This window comes from Emcibacter sp. (assembly GCF_963675455.1).
In the GTDB taxonomy this organism is placed as follows: domain Bacteria; phylum Pseudomonadota; class Alphaproteobacteria; order Sphingomonadales; family Emcibacteraceae; genus Emcibacter.
The window spans coordinates 1,815,172-1,832,161 of sequence record NZ_OY776217.1; the positions used below are offsets into that span (position 1 = coordinate 1,815,172).

The 16,990-nt window shown below is 54.5% G+C and carries 17 protein-coding genes; 6 read left to right on the plus strand and 11 right to left on the minus strand.

All coding sequences use genetic code 11. The annotated features are described in order from the left end of the window. Positions 1-8: 8 nt before the first annotated feature. The 3 genes from ACORNT_RS08330 to ACORNT_RS08340 are packed head-to-tail and all read right to left on the minus strand — an operon-like array spanning position 9 to position 4,897. Positions 9-1,547, minus strand: coding sequence for a SpoVR family protein (locus tag ACORNT_RS08330; RefSeq protein WP_321389114.1), 1,539 nt, complete (start codon positions 1,545-1,547; stop codon positions 9-11). A gap of 1 nt (position 1,548) precedes the next feature. Next, positions 1,549-2,895, minus strand: a complete 1,347-nt coding sequence (locus tag ACORNT_RS08335; RefSeq protein WP_321389116.1) for a YeaH/YhbH family protein — start codon at positions 2,893-2,895, stop codon at positions 1,549-1,551. A 55-nt stretch (positions 2,896-2,950) separates the two neighbouring features. Then, a complete protein-coding gene (locus ACORNT_RS08340; protein ID WP_321389118.1) occupies positions 2,951-4,897 on the minus strand; it encodes a PrkA family serine protein kinase in 1,947 nt (648 codons plus the stop codon). A gap of 507 nt (positions 4,898-5,404) precedes the next feature. Here ACORNT_RS08340 and ACORNT_RS08345 point away from each other — a divergent pair. The 3 genes from ACORNT_RS08345 to ACORNT_RS08355 are packed head-to-tail and all read left to right on the plus strand — an operon-like array spanning position 5,405 to position 8,178. Continuing rightward, a complete protein-coding gene (locus tag ACORNT_RS08345) occupies positions 5,405-6,727 on the plus strand; it encodes an SLC13 family permease (RefSeq protein WP_321389120.1) in 1,323 nt (440 codons plus the stop codon). 24 nt (positions 6,728-6,751) lie between these two features. Further along, positions 6,752-7,744 (plus strand): glycosyl transferase family protein, encoded by a 993-nt coding sequence (locus ACORNT_RS08350; RefSeq protein ID WP_321389121.1) that lies wholly within the window; start codon positions 6,752-6,754, stop codon positions 7,742-7,744. Between the two features lie 17 nt (positions 7,745-7,761). Beyond that, positions 7,762-8,178 carry a VOC family protein gene (locus ACORNT_RS08355; protein WP_321389123.1) on the plus strand — a complete coding sequence of 139 codons (417 nt, stop codon included), beginning with the start codon at positions 7,762-7,764 and terminating at the stop codon, positions 8,176-8,178. On the opposite strand, the gene ACORNT_RS08360 is transcribed toward ACORNT_RS08355, so the two are convergent. Further along, positions 8,175-9,563 carry an MATE family efflux transporter gene (locus tag ACORNT_RS08360; protein ID WP_321389125.1) on the minus strand — a complete coding sequence of 463 codons (1,389 nt, stop codon included), beginning with the start codon at positions 9,561-9,563 and terminating at the stop codon, positions 8,175-8,177. The two genes, ACORNT_RS08355 and ACORNT_RS08360, sit on opposite strands and share 4 nt — an antisense overlap. Before the next feature lie 239 nt (positions 9,564-9,802). On the opposite strand from ACORNT_RS08360, the gene yaaA reads away from it, so the two are divergent. Together yaaA and ACORNT_RS08370 are read left to right on the plus strand one after the other, a co-directional pair. After that, positions 9,803-10,576, plus strand: a complete 774-nt coding sequence (gene yaaA / locus ACORNT_RS08365) for a peroxide stress protein YaaA (RefSeq protein WP_321389127.1) — start codon at positions 9,803-9,805, stop codon at positions 10,574-10,576. A gap of 10 nt (positions 10,577-10,586) precedes the next feature. After that, positions 10,587-11,348: a sulfite exporter TauE/SafE family protein gene (locus ACORNT_RS08370; RefSeq protein WP_321389128.1), complete on the plus strand. Its 762-nt coding sequence runs from the start codon at positions 10,587-10,589 to the stop codon at positions 11,346-11,348. A 10-nt stretch (positions 11,349-11,358) separates the two neighbouring features. Here ACORNT_RS08370 and ACORNT_RS08375 read toward each other — a convergent pair whose 3' ends face one another. The 4 genes from ACORNT_RS08375 to ACORNT_RS08390 are packed head-to-tail and all read right to left on the minus strand — an operon-like array spanning position 11,359 to position 12,773. Then, positions 11,359-11,973 carry a DUF1134 domain-containing protein gene (locus ACORNT_RS08375; protein WP_321389131.1) on the minus strand — a complete coding sequence of 205 codons (615 nt, stop codon included), beginning with the start codon at positions 11,971-11,973 and terminating at the stop codon, positions 11,359-11,361. Between the two features lie 14 nt (positions 11,974-11,987). Then, positions 11,988-12,182 carry a DUF2842 domain-containing protein gene (locus tag ACORNT_RS08380; RefSeq protein WP_321389133.1) on the minus strand — a complete coding sequence of 65 codons (195 nt, stop codon included), beginning with the start codon at positions 12,180-12,182 and terminating at the stop codon, positions 11,988-11,990. Between the two features lie 10 nt (positions 12,183-12,192). Then, a complete protein-coding gene (locus tag ACORNT_RS08385) occupies positions 12,193-12,336 on the minus strand; it encodes a hypothetical protein (RefSeq protein WP_321389135.1) in 144 nt (47 codons plus the stop codon). Then, the gene (locus ACORNT_RS08390) at positions 12,336-12,773 is read right to left on the minus strand and encodes an NUDIX hydrolase (RefSeq protein ID WP_321389137.1); all 438 of its coding nucleotides are present in this window, start codon (positions 12,771-12,773) and stop codon (positions 12,336-12,338) included. The genes ACORNT_RS08385 and ACORNT_RS08390 overlap by 1 nt, the downstream gene beginning before the upstream one ends. Positions 12,774-12,847: 74 nt before the next feature. On the opposite strand from ACORNT_RS08390, the gene ACORNT_RS08395 reads away from it, so the two are divergent. Then, the gene (locus ACORNT_RS08395) at positions 12,848-13,597 is read left to right on the plus strand and encodes an SOS response-associated peptidase (RefSeq protein WP_321389139.1); all 750 of its coding nucleotides are present in this window, start codon (positions 12,848-12,850) and stop codon (positions 13,595-13,597) included. A gap of 11 nt (positions 13,598-13,608) precedes the next feature. Here ACORNT_RS08395 and ACORNT_RS08400 read toward each other — a convergent pair whose 3' ends face one another. From ACORNT_RS08400 to ACORNT_RS08410, 3 genes are read right to left on the minus strand one after another with little or no spacing between them, the layout of a single operon-like run. Further along, complete coding sequence (locus ACORNT_RS08400; protein WP_321389141.1) at positions 13,609-14,481, minus strand: alpha/beta hydrolase; 873 nt, start codon at positions 14,479-14,481, stop codon at positions 13,609-13,611. Between the two features lie 26 nt (positions 14,482-14,507). Then, positions 14,508-15,932 (minus strand): FAD-binding oxidoreductase, encoded by a 1,425-nt coding sequence (locus tag ACORNT_RS08405; RefSeq protein ID WP_321389143.1) that lies wholly within the window; start codon positions 15,930-15,932, stop codon positions 14,508-14,510. Continuing rightward, on the minus strand, positions 15,929-16,909 hold the full coding sequence (locus ACORNT_RS08410) for an L-threonylcarbamoyladenylate synthase (RefSeq protein ID WP_321389147.1): 981 nt from the start codon (positions 16,907-16,909) through the stop codon (positions 15,929-15,931). The genes ACORNT_RS08405 and ACORNT_RS08410 overlap by 4 nt, the downstream gene beginning before the upstream one ends. Between the last annotated feature and the right edge of the window lie 81 nt (positions 16,910-16,990).

Consider the following 16,990-nt stretch of genomic DNA (forward strand, 5'->3'; position numbering starts at 1 on the left):
GTATGATCCTAGCCGCAGGTTTCCTGCACTACTTCGCTGGTTATGGGATCGACGCTTTTCAGCACGATGTCATAGCCCCACAGCCTGCGCAGGTGGGCGATGACCTGTTCCGCCGCCTTCTGTGACAGGGGAATATGGTTATTCATGCTGTGCACCAGGGTCAGCCTGCGGTCGCCGGCCAGGTCGACCCGGCTGACCTGGATATCAAGGTCCATATTGGCCACCGAATATTGGGCGGACAGCGCTTCCCGGACCGCCTTGTAGCCGGGTTCATTGTGGATATGATCGACCTCGATAAAGGTGTTGTCGCAGTCATCATGGATATTGAACAGCCGCATTTCCCGGATCAGGTGAGGGCTCAGGAACTGCAGGATGAAACTTTCATCCCGGTAATTTTCCCAGGCGTCTTTCAGCGTTTCGATCGGCTTGTTGTTGCCGGCGATGTCGGGGAACCATTCCCGGTCCTCGTCGGTCGGGTTTTCACAGATGCGCTGGATATCCTGCATCATGGCAAAACCGAGCGCATAGGGATTGATGCCGGAGAAATAGGGGCTGTCAAAGGACGGCTGGGCTACCACCCGGGTATGGAAGTCAATGAATTCCAGCATGGCGCCTTCGGTGATCTGGCCGGTGTCATAAAGCCGGTTCATCAGATAATAATGAACATAGCAGGCACAGCCTTCATTCATCATTTTGGTCTGGCGCTGGGGATAGAAATACTGGGCGATGGAGCGCACGATACGCAGGATTTCCGCCTGCCAGTGGCTTAGGACCGGGCTGTTTTTCTCCAGAAAATAAAGCAGATTGGATTCCGGAATGCCCAGCTTGGTCGCAAGCTGTTTTTCCATCTGGTCGAGTTCCGCCGAATCGGTGTTTTTGATTTCCGGCAGGGTGCGCCACAGTTCGTTGACCTGGGACTGCTCATATTCAAGCCGTTCGAGCTCCCGTTCCTGCATCTTCTTGTCATCCAGTTTTGTCGGGCGGGTGTAACGGTCCACGCCCTGGTCCCTGAGGGCATGGGCGGAATCAAGGATTTTCTCCACTTCCCGATAACCGTACCGTTCCTCACATTTGGCGATATAGTTTTTGGCGAACTGCAGGTAGTCAAGGATCGCGTCGGCATCGGTCCATTGCTTGAACAGGTGATTATTTTTGAAAAAATGATTGTGGCCGAAGGCAGCGTGGGCCATGACCAGAGCCTGCATGGTCATGGAATTTTCTTCCATGATGTAGCAGATGCAGGGGTCGGAATTGATCACGATTTCATAAGCCAGTCCCTGGAATCCCTTCTGGTACATGGTCTGATCGCGGATAAAGCTTTTACCGAAAGACCAGTGGTTATACATCATCGGCATGCCGACGGAACTGTAGGCGTCCAGCATCTGTTCCGAGGTGATGACTTCTACCTGGGTCGGATAAACATCAAGCCCCATTTCATTGAGCGCGATGTCCTCGATGGCCCGGAAAGTCCGGTCGACGGTCTCGAAATCCCATTCAGCTCCTTCATACAGGAGTGAGGTTTCTGTCTGTTTTTTCTTTGCACTCATCTTACACAGCCTCCTGTGTTGCACCGGCAGAAGAGGAACTGTTTCTGTCCCTGGCGAACAAGTCATGCAGGACCGGGAAGATATCGGCCGCTTTGGTCACCCGGCGAATGGCAAAATTGCGGTTTTGCTTCTGCACCTGGTCATAGGCCTGCCATAGACGGGTGGTGCCGTTATTCCCCATGAACATTTCCGATTCCTGGGTATCCCATATTTCCACATAGGCAAAATACTGGCACAGCGGCAACAGGCGTTCCTGCAGCATATACTGGCAATGGGCGTTATCGCTGTTCAGGTTGTCACCGTCGGAGGCCTGGGCTGCATAGATATTCCAGTCATCGGGCGGATAACGTTCCTTGATGATCTGTTCCATCACTTCAAGGGCAGTGGAAACAATGGTGCCACCGGTTTCCCGGGAATAGAAGAAGGTCTCTTCATCCACCTCGCTGGCGTGGTGGGTATGGCGGATAAAAACGATATCCACCTTGGTATATTGTTTTTTCAGGAACAGGTGCAGCAGCATGAAGAAGCGTTTGGCCAGTTCCTTGTGCATCTCGCTCATGGAGCCGGACACGTCCATCAGGCAGAACATGACCGCATGGGTGTTCGGTTTCTGCTCTTCGGTGAAGCTGGTGTACCGCACATCAATGGGATCGATATAGGGCACGAGTTTGCGCCGCCGCTGCTTTGTTTCCAGCTGACCGAGCAGATATTCAAGTTCCTTGTCGTCTTTTTCGCTTTTGCGTTTCTTTTCCCGGAGCGCGGTGATCCGGTCTTCCAGCTCCTCGATTTCCTCGCGGCTTGGTCGTTTCAGGGTTAATCTGCGGGCCAGGCTGTTGCGCATCGTCAGTTTCAGGTTGAGGTTGGCGGGAGAGCCCTCTTTTTTATAGCCGGCCCGGTGATATTCGGTGACCATCTCTTCCTTGATGGAGGTTTTGACAAAGTCCGGCAGTTCCATGTCTTCGAACAGGATGTTGAGAAATTCATCCCGGGTCAGGGAAAAGCTGAAGGCATCTTCGCCTTCGCCATCGTCGCTGGCTTCCCGGCCGCCCTGGCCCTGGCCGCCACCCTGTTCCGGCCGCTTGATCCGGTCGCCGGGCATGAACTCCCGGTTTCCCGGCAGGACCCGGTCATGGATGCCCTTGCTGCTGTCGCCGATCAGACGGGGCTCATCCAGCCCGTCAGAGGGAATGCGGATCTGTTCAGAGGAGTCTATGTCAGAAATCTTCCGGTTTTTGACAGCATCGTCGACCGCTTTCTTGATCTGTTTACGGGCGCGCTGGATAAAACGCTGCCTGTTGGTGAGGCTTTTTCCCTTTGGATTCAGCCTTCTGTCAATTATGTGCATCATACGCGATTACTCTCCTGGAGTGGGCTTAAGTGAAACATGGGGGAGGGGCGGGAGATTATCCCGCCTTGTTGACCCGCATATACCACTCCACAAGCCGGTGAACCTGGCGTTCGCTGTAGCCACGGTCTTTCATGCGCTCGACAAATTCGTGATGCTTGTGTTCGCTGTCCTTGTCTTTCTTGCTGCCGAAGCTGATCACCGGCAGCAGGTCCTCGACCTTGCTGAACATGCGTTTTTCGATCACCGAACGCAGTTTCTCGTAGGACGTCCATTTCGGGTTCTGACCGGCATTGTTGGCCCGGGCGCGCAGGGCGAACTTGACCACCTCGTTGCGGAAGTCTTTTGGATTGGAGATACCGGCCGGTTTTTCGATTTTGCTTAGTTCCTGATCCAGGATCTTGCTGTCCAGAAGCTGGCCGGTATCCGGATCCTTGAAGTCATGGCCCTCGATCCAGGCGTCCGCATAGGAAATATAGCGATCGAATAGATTCTGGCCGTAATCGGAATAGGATTCAAGGTAGGCTTTCTGAATTTCATTACCGATAAATTCCGCGTAGCGCGGGGCGAGCTCACCCTTGATGAACTCGATATATTTCTTCTCGAGATCTTCCGGCAGCTGTTCCCTGAGCAGGGCTTTTTCCAGCACATACATCAGGTGAACCGGATCGGCGCCGACTTCCTGGGTATCATAGTTGAAGGTTTCAGCCAGGATTTTAAAGGCAAAACGGGTGGAAATGCCACCCATGCCCTCATTGACACCGGCCATATCCTTATATTCCTGCATGGGTTTGGCCTTGGGATCCACATCCTTGAGATTCTCCCCGTTATAGACCCGCATTTTGGAATAAAGGTTGGAGTTTTCATGTTCCTTGAGCCGGGTCAGGACACTGAATTTGGCCAGCATGTCCAGGGTGCTTGGGGCGCAGTGACTGGTATTCAGGTCGGAGCTGCTCAGCAGTTTGTCATAGATTTTTGCCTCTTCATCAACCCGCAGGCAGTAGGGCACCTTGATCACATAGACCCGGTCGATAAAGGCTTCATTGTTTTTGTTATTTTTGAAACTCTGCCATTCGGCTTCGTTGGAGTGGGCAAGGATTGTCCCTTGATAGGGGATGGCGCCAAGGTTTTCGGTGCCCACATAGTTGCCTTCCTGAGTAGCGGTCAGCAGGGGGTGCAGCATCTTGATCGGGGCCTTGAACATCTCCACAAACTCCAGGATGCCCTGGGTGGTGCGGTTCAGGCCGCCGCTGTAGGCATAGGCATCGCTGTCGTTCTGGCTGTAATATTCCAGCTTGCGGATGTCCACCTTGCCGACAAGGGTGGAGATATCCTGGTTATTCTCGTCACCGGGTTCGGTCTTGGCGATGGCGATCTGGCGCAGTTTTGACGGAAAGATTTTTACCACTGAAAATTTGGAAAGATCGCCTTCATACTGGTCGAGCCGCTTCAGGGCCCAGGGCGACATCAGACCGGTCAGCCGGTGCCGGGGTATTTTGTATTTTTCCTCGAACACATCGCCCATCTTTTCCGGGTCAAACAGGCCGAGGGGGGATTCAAAGACGGGGCTGATTTCGTCACCGGCTTTCAGCACGTAGATCGGGCACTTTTCCATCAATGCCTTGAGTTGCTCCGCCAGCGAGGATTTACCGCCGCCCACAGGACCCAGCAGGTAAAGCACCTGTTTACGCTCTTCCAGACCCTGGGAGGCATGCTTGAAGAAGCCGACAATACGTTCGATGGTTTCCTCCATGCCGAAGAAATTTTCAAACCCTTTGTATTTCTTTATGGTCCGGTTCATGAAGATACGGCCGAGGCGTTCGTCCTTCGAGGTGTCGATCAGTTCCGGTTCGCCGATCGCATGCATCATACGTTCCGCAGAACTGGCGTACATCATCGGATCTTCACTGCATCCATGAAGATATTCGCGCAGGGAAATTTCGCTTTCCTTGCGATGTTCATACTGGTTTGAATAAAGATCAAAAAGGTCTGTTTCGTTAGGCATGGTGGCAACTCCCGGCTTTGGTTAAGTATCAGGACAGGCCAGATTGTGAAGAACGAACAGGCTTTAGGTTAATGTCGGGCCGGTTCCAATTCTGACCATGTCGTCAGAAGGAAGATATGCCGTGGCGTGACTGCCAGTGTTTAAGTATCTGGGTCGCCATGCCGGTGGCACAACTTCCCTCCCATTTTCTGATTCCGGATATTCATTTTCCGGATACAGTAAAAACTGGTTTTAAAAATCTTCGAATAAGATACTAAAAAATATGGCCGATTTGAGGTTATGGTTAATTATCGCCAAAATTGATTAAAGAGTGGTTTACAATCCGGCCGGCCAACAAACTAACTCAAACCATAAAATCAAATTGTCGTGAACGTGAGATGAATATACCTCATCGCCAGATGTTTTTTTGTAAAAAAGTTTGATGCCGGTGTGAACAAATCATAGTTTTGGCAAGTCATAAAACTGATATGGTTACTATAACGGATAATTCCAAGGGGAGGAAAAATAATGTTGAGTATGGCGGGCCTGGTCGGGGGATTAATCCTGTTAATTGTTCTGACAATCCGGGGGGTGAATATCCTGATTGCAGCACCAATCTGTGCGCTGATTGTAGCGATCAGCAGCGGCATCGCCATCCTGCCGCCGATGGCGGGGGAAGGGCAGGCCAGCTTCACCGCGGACTATATGACCGGATTTGCCGGATTTCTCAGGGACTGGTTTATTGTCTTCCTGCTCGGCGCCATGTTCGGCAAGGTGATGGAGGATTCGGGTGCTGCCGACAGCGTCGCCCACTGGGTGGTGCAAAGGCTTGGTATGAAACATGCCGCCCTTGCGGTGATTCTTGCCTGTGCAGTCCTTACCTACGGCGGCGTCAGTGTTTTTGTGGTGGCCTTTTCGGTCTTTCCCATGGCCCTGAGCCTGTTCAAACAGGCCAACCTGCCGCGCCGTTTCATTCCGGCGGCTCTGGCCTTTGGGTCCGTCACTTTCACCATGACCAGCGCCGGATCGGTCGAAATCCAGAATTTCCTGCCGTCGGGATATCTTGGCACCAATCATTTTGCCGGCTGGCAGGTGAGTATTATTGTCGCCCTGTTCATGGCATCCTGCGGGATTTTCTGGTTTGAAAAAATGATGACCAGGGCAAAAGTCAACGGTGAGGTATTTGACGTCCGGGAAGGGGACCCGGAAGAAAAGAATTATGACAATCTGCCCAATCCGCTGATGGGCTTTGTGCCGCTGATCATTGTTCTTGGCACCAGTTTCTATTTCAGTGTGATTCTTGATTACGGCAAGTCGGCGCTGGTGGTGGCGCTGCTGGGCGGACTGTTGTCCTCCATCGTGATTTACCGGAAACATTTCAATAACCTCGGGACGGCCCTGTCGGTGGCCACCCTGGGCGCCCTGATTGCCATCAGCAATACCTGTGCCGTTGTAGGCTTCGGCAGTATCGCCAAACTGACACCGGCGTTCCAGGTGGCACTGGACTATATGACCCACCTGCCGGGCAATGAGTTGATCGGGGCCGCGGTGGCAGTCAGTGTGATTGCGGCCTTGACCGGGTCCGCGTCCGGTGGCCAGGCCATTGCCCTGCCGCTGCTTGCTCCCCATTATCTGGACCAGGGGGTGGATCCGGAAGCCCTGCACCGGGTGGTGGCCATTTCATCGGGCGGGCTCGACAGCCTGCCGCATAACGGTTATGTGGTGACCACGATCCGCGCTATATGCGGAGAGACTCATCAATCCGCCTATCTGCCGGTGGCGGCGCTGACGGTGGTGATTCCCTTTATCGGCGCCATTCTGGCCATCGTTCTGTTCCTGCTTGGACTTTAAGGTTCTCTGTGTCATAAGAAATTTATGTCAAAGAAACCCGAAGATTTTGCAGAATTCATCCGCACTCTTGGCCGCGGTCCGACCAAATCCCGTCACCTGACCCGGGAGGAGGCCAGGGAGGCCTTTGCCGGCGCCCTCAGTGGGGAAATGGCCGACCTGCAGATCGGGGCGTTGCTCTTGCTGTTGCGCTACCGGAGCGAGGATGCGGCAGAGCTCGCCGGCATCGTGGAAGCAATCCGAAGCAGCCTCGATATGGCGCCGATCACGGACTATCAGGACCTGATTGACTGGCCGAGCTATTCGGCCGGCAAAAGCCGGGGCCTGCCGTGGTTCCTGCTTTCGGCCAAACTGCTGTCGGAAAATGGACACAAGGTTTTCATGCATGGCTATAACAGCCATCTGGAGAACGGCATTCCGACCGGGGACTGTCTTGATGTGATCGGGGAAAAGGCCTGTGTCAGCCTTGCCGTGGCTTCGGATAAACTGGCCCGCGATAATTTTGCCTTCCTGCCGTTGCGTCATTTCTGTCCGCGCATTCTGGAATTCCTGCAGATGCGCAACTTGCTCGGGGTGCGTTCGATCATCAATACGGCGGTGCGGCTGATAAATCCATTGCATGCGGATACCCTGTTTCTGGGGATCTTCCATCCGGCCTATATCAATCTGAACCGGGAAGCCGCGCAAATTCTGGAACAACCGAGGCTTGGCGTCATCAAGGGCGGCGGCGGCGAGGCGGAACGCACGCCTTTCAAGCCGATTGCGCTTTATACCGTCATTAAGGGATCGGAAGACAAAACCAGCTGGCCGGCCACGCTCAAGGAAGCTGAACAGGGGGAACGAAATGTCTCTCTCGATCATTTCCGCGAAGTCTGGTATGGTAAGGTTGAAGATCCCGTCGCCCTCAGGACCATTCTGGGCACCGCCGCGCAGGCCTTGTATCTTAAGGGTGTCGCACGGGATATCCCGGAAGCCGAAGTTCTGGCGCTCACCTGCTGGGAGAAACATCTGTCATCCTGAACAGGGAGGGAACCGTTATGAAACGCGTTGTTGGGCCAGGAGGTTTTTTTATCAAGGTCAAGGACCGGGAAAAACTGCAGCAATGGTATGAACGTCATCTCGGGGTGGAATTCGACGGGTATAACAGCATGAAGTTCCAGATGAATGAGGACGGGGAAAACCCGAAAGAGTCCTATGTTCTAATCTCCATGTTCAAGGAGGAGACGGATTATTTTGGTCCCCATGGGCACAGCTTCATGTTTAATTTCCGGGTGGATGACCTTGATCGGGTCGTTGCGGAACTGGAAGCAGAAGGCGTGGACGTCCTGCCCGAGCGGGAGGACGGGGATTACGGCAAGTTTGCCTGGATATTTGATCCCGAGGGTCACAAAATTGAATTGTGGGAACCGCCCCTGAAAGCCGCCCTCGCGGAAACTGATCAGAATACGCTCTAGGATGTTGTCGGGCTCGGGGCAAGATCCGGCCGCATATCCCGCACTGTTTTCATGACCCAGAGGAATGACACCGTGCCAGCGATGATATTGCAGGCGCTGGTGATGCCATAGATGACCGGCAGGTCATAATAAAGTGAGGCGAAATAGATCAGCGGCAGGGGCAGGACCACGGTCCGCATGGTGCTGACGATGACCCCCGGCAATGGCCGGCCGATGCCATTGAAAGACGCATTGGCCGACATGACAAAACCATAGGCGCCATAAGACAGCGGGATCAGATAGAGGTAGGCCACCGCTTTTTCAATAATGAAGGGATCGTCGCTGAACTGGCTGGCAAGGACGTTGGCGAGCAGGGCGATGGTTAGGGCCAGAACCGCTCCCCAGACCAGGCAGAAGGTGAGGCAGATTTTCAACGCCTCTTCAATGCGGTCGAATTTGTGGGCGCTCAGGTTCTGTCCCACGACCGGGCCGATGACGGCCGACAGGGCGAAGAAAAAGACCAGGCAGAGGGATTCGATCCGCGCCGCCACGTTGGTGGCCGCTACGGCGTCCTGCCCGTATCCGGAAATGATGCCGATCAGGACCACGTTTCCGGCCGGTATGATCATGTTGGTGGCCGCCGCCGGGATCCCCACATGCATGATGCTTCTTGCCGAAGACTTGAAAGTCCGCAGCACTTCGCGGGAAAAATTAATGGCCTCGAACCGGTAGTAGAGAAAACCGTAAATGGAAAAGAAGACACCGCCCCGGGCGATGACTGTGGCCAGGGCGGCGCCCTCGATCTCCAGACGTGGAAAGCCGAACAGGCCGAAAATCAGGATCGGATCAAGGACAACATTCACAAGTGCGGCGTAGATGTTGATCTTGGTCTGGGTCATGGTGTCGCCCATGGCCCGCATGGCGCTCATGCCGACCACAGGGGCAATCACAAACAGGCAGGATATGTACCAGATGGTAATATAGTCCCGGATCAGGGGCAGGATATTTTCATTGGCGCCGATCAGGGTAAACAGGGGGTCGATGGTCACCAGGCCGATAAAACCCAGTGTTACGGCGATCAGGATGGTCAGCAGGAAGCTGATGGTGGCCAGGCGCACCACTTCATCGTGATCCTTGCGCCCGAAGGCCCGGGCCAGGACCGATGAGGTGCCGGCGCTGAGACCGATGGAGGCGGAAATCACCAGCATGGTGACGCTGGTGACATAGCCCATGGCAGCCAGTTCATCGTCGCCCAGCATGCCGACGAAATAGAGATCCACCAATCCGTAAGCCATATTGGCCATGAGCCCGACCACCAGGGGCAGGGTCATCTTCAGCAGATGGTTCGGGATCGATCCGACAGTCAGGTCGGTGTGCGGCTTTCTGGATTTGTTTGTTCTTTTCATTCTGATCTTTTCCGGCGTGATGTAATTCCCCGATACGCCTTTGGCAGGATAAAAGCATGCTTTGCCTCTGATGGCCAGTCACTAATTGGTGAGAAGATGATTTTTCTGCCGGATTTGGCAGTTGATTTAAAATGCCGTCGCACGGAGGTTTAATTCCTGAAAATTTGCCTATATAAGGGATTAGACACTTGATTTGAAGAATTATACATTTTGAAGATTTACAGGGAACGGAGTAAGGCATGCTGGTTATCGTTTCACCCGCCAAGAAACTGGATTATGAAACAGATATCAATGTGAAGGACTGGACGGAGCCGGAATATCTGGAGGACAGTCAGGAACTGATTAAAACCGCCCGTAAGCTGACCCGGTCCGATATTGGCGGCCTGATGAAAATCAGTGACCAACTGGCCGATCTTAATTACCGGCGTTTCCATGACTTTTCTGTGCCCTTCAATCCGGCCAATGCCCGGCCGGCGATCTATGCCTTCAAGGGGGATACCTATGTGGGGCTGGACGCGGAAACACTGAGCAAAGAAGACCTGAAATTTGCCCAGGATCACCTGCGCATCCTGTCCGGTCTTTACGGCCTGTTGCGCCCGCTGGACCTGATGCAGGCCTACCGCCTGGAAATGGGCAGCCGGCTGCAGAACCCGCGCGGGCGCAATCTGTATGAATTCTGGGGTAATACTCTGTCCGAAGGGATTAACGAGGCCCTGGCCGGCGACAAGGAGCCTGTCCTGGTCAATTGCGCGTCCCAGGAATATTTCAAGGCGGTCAAGCCCAAGGCGCTGAAGACCCGTGTCATCACACCGGTTTTCAAGCAGGTCAAGGAAGGTCATGCCCGCTCACTGGGCATGATGGCCAAACGAGCCCGGGGCATGATGGCCCGCTATGTTATCCAGAACCGGATCAAGGATCCGGAAGAGCTCAAAAAATTTGATATGGACGGCTATAAATTCCAGCCGACCCTGTCCGATCACCAGACCTTTGAATTTCACAAGATAACCGGTTAGAGCCGCTTTTATGGTCGATAACCTCTGGTTTTTTGCTCTTGCGGTACCGTTGGTACTGTTAACGGGTATATCTAAAGGGGGGTTTGCCAACGGACTGGGCAGTATCACCGTACCCATGATGGCGGTATTGATTGATCCGCGGCAGGCGGCGGCGATCATGCTGCCCATCCTCTGTATTATGGATATTCTGGCGCTGTGGCAGTATCGCAAGGTCTGGGATCCGACCAGCCTGAAAATCATGATCCCCGGGGCGCTGATCGGTATCGGTATCGGCACCCTGACTTTTCATATGATGAGTGTGGACATGCTGCGCCTGATCGTCGGCGTTATGGCGCTCTATTTTGTACTCAATTTCTGGTACGGGAAATTCCGGAAAATCGAAATCGGGGCAAAAGATCACAATGCGGCCAAAGGCAGTTTTTTCGGCATGCTGGCCGGTTTTACCAGTTTTGTCGCCCATGCCGGCGGTCCGCCGGTGGCGCTTTACCTGCTACCCCTGAGGATGGACAAAACCCTGCTGGTCGGCACGTCTGTGGTTTTCTTTACCGTCGTCAATTACACCAAGCTGATCCCCTATGCCTGGCTTGGCCAGTTGTCTCTGGGTAATCTGACCACCTCCCTGATCCTGCTGCCGCTGGCGCCGCTGGGTATATGGCTTGGCGCATGGCTGCATCACCATGCCTCAGACAAGCTGTTTTATATTTTCTTTTACGGGGTGTTGTTTGTGGTCGGCCTGAAGCTGACGGTGGAGGGCCTGACGGCCCTCCTGTAAAAATTCCGGCCTAGAAGGGGATCCAGTCCCGCTCCGGCGTCATATGCATATAGCCGAGGTTTGCGCCGGCCCGGAGGCCCACGCCGACCCGGATCGGGGCAATAATAATGTCACCGCGCTGCTGGTAGTTCATGCCGAGGCCGCCGATATAATAAAAGCTGCCTTCCACAGCCGGGAAACGCTGATAGATTTCATTGACGTCGTGCAGGTTATAGACCAGGGCAAAGACCCGGGAGGCATTGCCGCCGACATCGATACCGATGGACGGGCCTTTCCAGTAGAGACGGCTGTCACCCTCGATCTTGTGGGACAGGGTGCCGTCTCCGTAGCGCAGGCCGACAATAAGGGCGCCGCTGCCTTCGGTGCCGATGATATAGGCGTTCGGGCGGCCATTGTCCTTGAAGGCCTTTTCAATCAGTTTGGCCAGGGCTTCCGATCCACCACCCAGAAAGTCCGAGGCCGCGTTCATGACGCTTTTCTCGTCATAGGTATTGGCATAGTTGGTGCCGTCCTGGTTCTGGCGGTATTGGCTGCCGTCAACCGGTTCGTCGCCCTGACCGCTGCCGGCGCAGCCGGCAAGAAGCAATGCACTGACAATCAAAAACAGATTAAGAATTTTGGACATATTTTCCCCTGTGTTTATGTACTGGTTTTCTTAAGCACCCAATATGCAGGAAATATCCAGACGATACCTGCAACAAGATAACAGATCAACTGCAGGACAATATGGTCTGCAAAAAAGGCTTCAATGAGGCGTGAAACAAGAAGCGCATAGAGGGTAAGGCCGATCAGAATGATCAGGATACCGGAAAATTTTTTAAAGGATGGATACATGAAACAATAACTACATTAAGTTGACAAGTTTGAACAGCCAGATCATCAAATGAACGATCCCGTAAGCGGTCAGGCCGAAAAATGTGGCGATCAGCACAAACCGCAGGTGGGTTTTAAGGGAGGAGAAAAATTTCCGGGTTTCGGGGTTTGTCATCAACCGGATACCTTCTGTTTCTCACAGGCCATCCGAATGATCCTGATCGTATCATCCCAAAGGCCATAGTCAGGAAGATCGGCAAGAGGAACCCATCTGGCCTCTTTAGCGTCGTCACCGGCCCGGATCTCGCCGTTTTCATATCGGGCGGTATAGTCAATCAGTGTATAATGGTGGCGGATGCTGTTATTGTCGTCCCGGTCAATGAAATCCAGTGCATCCACCAGTTTCAGGTCGGTGAACCGGATTCCTGTTTCCTCCAGGACCTCCCGGGCTGCCGTTTCTTCCAGTGGTTCGCCCACATCCTGGGCACCGCCGGGGATCGACCACTGATTCAGTTTGGGTGGTTTCGAGCGCCGGATCAGCAGGACATTTTCCCCTTTGAAAACCACCACGCCGACAGCCACGATGGGCCGGTCCGGATAATCCCTTTTCATTCTTTGCGTCTCCTGTATTTTGGGACTATTGGAAATAATGAACCGTTTGGCAAGGATAAACACGGGAACAATTTATGTGCGGCAGATATTCCCTGGCCAGTGACGCCTATAAAAAATTTCTTGAATTTATGGGACTCTCCGACAACAGCCGGGTGCCATCCCGTTTTAATGTCGCGCCGTTGCAACCAATCCCGGTGATCCGCCTCAGCGGATCTGACAGGGACCAGGCGATCCGGCCCGAAAGCCCGCTGCCAGCGAAGGAGGTCGCCCTGATGCGCTGGGGACTGGTGCCGAACTGGGCAAAGGAATTACAGAAAGGCAAGCCGCTGATCAATGCCCGCAGCGAAACCATCGCCGACAAGCCGTCCTTCCGCAGCCCCTTTCGCCGCCGCCGCTGCCTGATCCCGGCGGACGGGTTTTATGAATGGAAAAAAAGTGGCGCCTCTCCGGTGCCCTATCATATCTGCCTGCCGGACCATGCCCCCTTTGCCTTTGCCGGAATCTGGGAAATCTGGATGGGCCCGCACGGGGAGGACTGGCTGGAGACGGTCAGCATTGTCACCAAGCCGGCCACAGGAAAAATAAGGGATATTCATAATCGCATGCCGGTGATGCCCCATCCTGATGATTATGACCTGTGGCTCAGGCCGGCCGATCCCCCGGACCGGCATATCTTTGACAAGCTGTCTACGGCACTGGAAGACCGGTTCGGTTATTACCGGGTTTCTCCCTATGTGAACAGCGCCCGCCATGACGGGCCCGTCTGCCGCGAACCGGCCACCGATCCGGAAGAGGACGGCAGGGGCCAGTTCGGTCTGTTCTGATTTCTGCTGTTTTAGCCGTCTATTTGTTCAAGAAAGGCGTTGATAGCGGCGACGCTCTGTTCTTCACGAAGGTCGGGTGTGTGGCCCCGGTGGGCGATGGTCACTCCTGTGAATTTCGGATGAAGCTCAGCCATTTTTTTGAGGGTTTCGGCAGACAGGATATCACTCAACTTACCGCGCAGGCAGAGGATGGGGATTTCCGCCAGACTCTGGAACAGCGGCCACATATCAACCGGCACGGCGGCTTCCTGGCTCTCCCGGACTGCAGTGCCCACATGCGGGTCATAGTCGGCAATGAGGGTGCCGTCTTCCTGCTGCCGGAAGGTATTGTCGGCGAATTTAAGCCAGTCTTCCTGGGTATAATCGGCAAAGTTGGCGCTGTTCATGGTTTTCAGGATATTGGCCGCCTGGCCCCAGCTGCGCACGGCGGCGGTTTTACCCACATAGGCCCAGATACGGTCGATCCCGGTCTGCTCGATGACCGGTCCCACATCATTCAGAACAATGGCCTTGACGCGATCCGGCTGGACCGCTGCCATGGCCATGCCGATCAATCCCCCCATGGAGGTGCCGACCACAACGACCCGGGGAATCGTCATATGATCCATCAGTTCGAACATGTCAGCCACATAGACGGGGATCTGATAGTTATGATATTCCGGGTCATAGTCCGATTTTCCCCGGCCGCGCACATCCATGCTGATCACGGGACGATCCTTTTGCATTATGCTGGCAAAATCATGGAAATCCTTGGAATTCCGGGTGATCCCGTGAATGCACAGCAGGGGCGTCTTGCGGCTGCCGCCGTTTTCATAGACGCGGTGATACAGCTTGAGACCGTCCCGTAATGTGTAGCGGTCTTCCCTGAAGTTCTTCTCACTCATATTTACACAGCCTCTGGAGTAGGGGGTTATTTTACAATACGTCCCGGATTCAGAATATTTATTGGATCCATGGTTTTCTTAAGGTTGCGCATCAGGTCAAGGGCGACGGGCGACTTGTAGCGGGTCAGTTCCTCCACCTTCAGCCGGCCAATGCCATGTTCGGCGCTGATGCTGCCGTCCAGATCATCAACAATGTCATGGACGACCTTGTTGATTTCCTCCCATCGTGCCAGATAGGCGGCCTTGTCGGCGCCTTCCGGCTGGGTCAGGTTGAAATGAATATTGCCGTCGCCGATATGGCCGAAAGGTACCGGGCGGATGCCGGGAATTGTTCTGTCCACGGCGGCGGTTGCCCGGTCCAGAAATTCGGGAATTTTCGAGACCGGCACGGCGATGTCATGCTTGATGCTGCCGCCTTCGAATTTCTGGACTTCCGACAGGTTTTCCCTCAGCGACCAGAGACTGTCCCGCTGCTGTTCGCTCTGGGCGATCACACCGTCCACGACCAGTTCATGTTCCATGGCGGTTTCCATGATCTGCTGGAAAAGGTTCTCCAGATCAAGGTGCTGCCTGTCCAGTGAAGAGGAACATTCCATCAGGATATACCAGTCATGGGCAGCTTCCAGTGGATCGGTGGCGTCCATATGACGGATCAGGAAATCAAGCCCGATGCGGGGTATGATTTCAAACGCCGTGATCAGGTCGCCGCTCATTTTCCGGGCCAGGGTCAGAAGCTCGATCGCGGCTTGGGGGGACGGGATGGCCAGCAGGGCTGTCTGCCGGTTGAGCGGACGCGGATAGAGTTTCAGGGTGGCGGCGGTGACAATGCCCAATGTACCTTCCGAACCAATGAAGAACTGCTTCAGGTCATAGCCGGTATTGTCTTTCCTGAGGCCTGTCAGGCCATCCCAGATTTGTCCGTCCGGCAGCACCACTTCAAGCCCCAGCACCAGGTCGCGGGTATTGCCGTACTTCAGCACCCCGACACCGCCGGCATTGCTGGAAATATTTCCGCCGATCTGGCAGGTGCCTTCCGAGGCAAGGCTGAGCGGAAAATAAAGATCCATTTCTTCCGCTATGATTTGCAGATCCGCAAGGATAATACCGGATTCCACGGTGATGGTCTGGTTCAGGGGATCACGCAGGCGTACCCTGTTCAGGCGTTTCAGGCTGATCAGGATTTCATTACCGCTCTCGTCGGGGATACCGCCGCCGACAAGGCCTGTGTTGCCGCCCTGGGGAACAAGGGTCAGACAGTTATCATGACAATATCTGACCAAGGCCGCCACCTTGTCGGTGCTGTCCGGCAATAACAACAAGGGAGTTTCGCCCTTATAGAGGTCGCGCCATTCCACAAGGTGGGGGGCCAGTATATCGGGGTCGTCCGACCAGCCGCCGGGACCGGCAATTTTCTTCAGCTCTTCCAGATGCTTGTTCGAAGGTTTTGTCATTCGCTTTCCCCATCCGGCCGGGGCGCAGCAGCCCGTTCCAGCCGGTCATTGATGGCCAGGCCAAGACCCTGCAGCGGGATAGGCATCACGGCGATTTCGGCAACACCCATGCCGTCCAGCTCCCTGAGCAGGGAAAATAGCTTGGCGGCCGCTTCCTGCAGGTTGCCGCTGGGGCTCAGGTTGCGCACAATGACGCTATCCTTGGGCACCGCCCGGCCAAACGCCAGTAGGGCCTCGCCCGGTTCGGCATGTGTCGCATTAAGCCGCAGGCGGGCATTTGGTGCATAATGGCTTTTTAACTGACCCGGAGCGACCGGGTTGTCTGCATTTTTGACCAGACGCACCGGCAGTCCGGCGACCAGTTCGATTTCTTTCGGCGTGATCGTGCCCGGTCTCAGAAGCAGGACTTCCTGACCGCTGACCTGGACAATGGTGGATTCAAGACCTTCCTCGCAGGGGCCGCCATCAAGGATCAGCGGGACTTCTTCTGCCGTAAATTCCCGGGCTACATGTTCTGCGGTGGTGGGGCTGATGCGCCCCGATTTGTTGGCGCTGGGGGCGGCAACCGGTCCGCCGAACGTGGTCAGAAGTTCATGGGCCATCCTGTGGCGGGGAACGCGAACGGCAACAGTATCAAGTCCGGCAGAAACCAGCGGGCTTAACGGACAATATTCTTTTCTGGGCAAGACAAGCGTGAAGGGGCCCGGCCAGAATTTTTCCGCCAGCCGGCGCGATGTGATATCAAGGGTAACATAGTCTTCGGCGCTTTCAAGGTCGGGGAAATGCACGATCAGCGGGTTGAACTTCGGCCGTTCCTTGGTTTCGAAAATAGCCGCCACAGCCGTGCCGTTGCAGGCATCGGCGCCCAGGCCGTAAACGGTCTCGGTCGGAAAGGAAACCAGTTTGCCCTGTCGCAGGTATTTGGCAGCCAGGGTAAAGTTCACGGAGCTGGCGGTATAGATATTGCTGTATTCCATATCTGTTCAGGTGTCTCGGCTCTTAGTCGCTTAAAACACTTGTTTCAAACGTACGAGTCATGTAAATTGACATTCAAACGA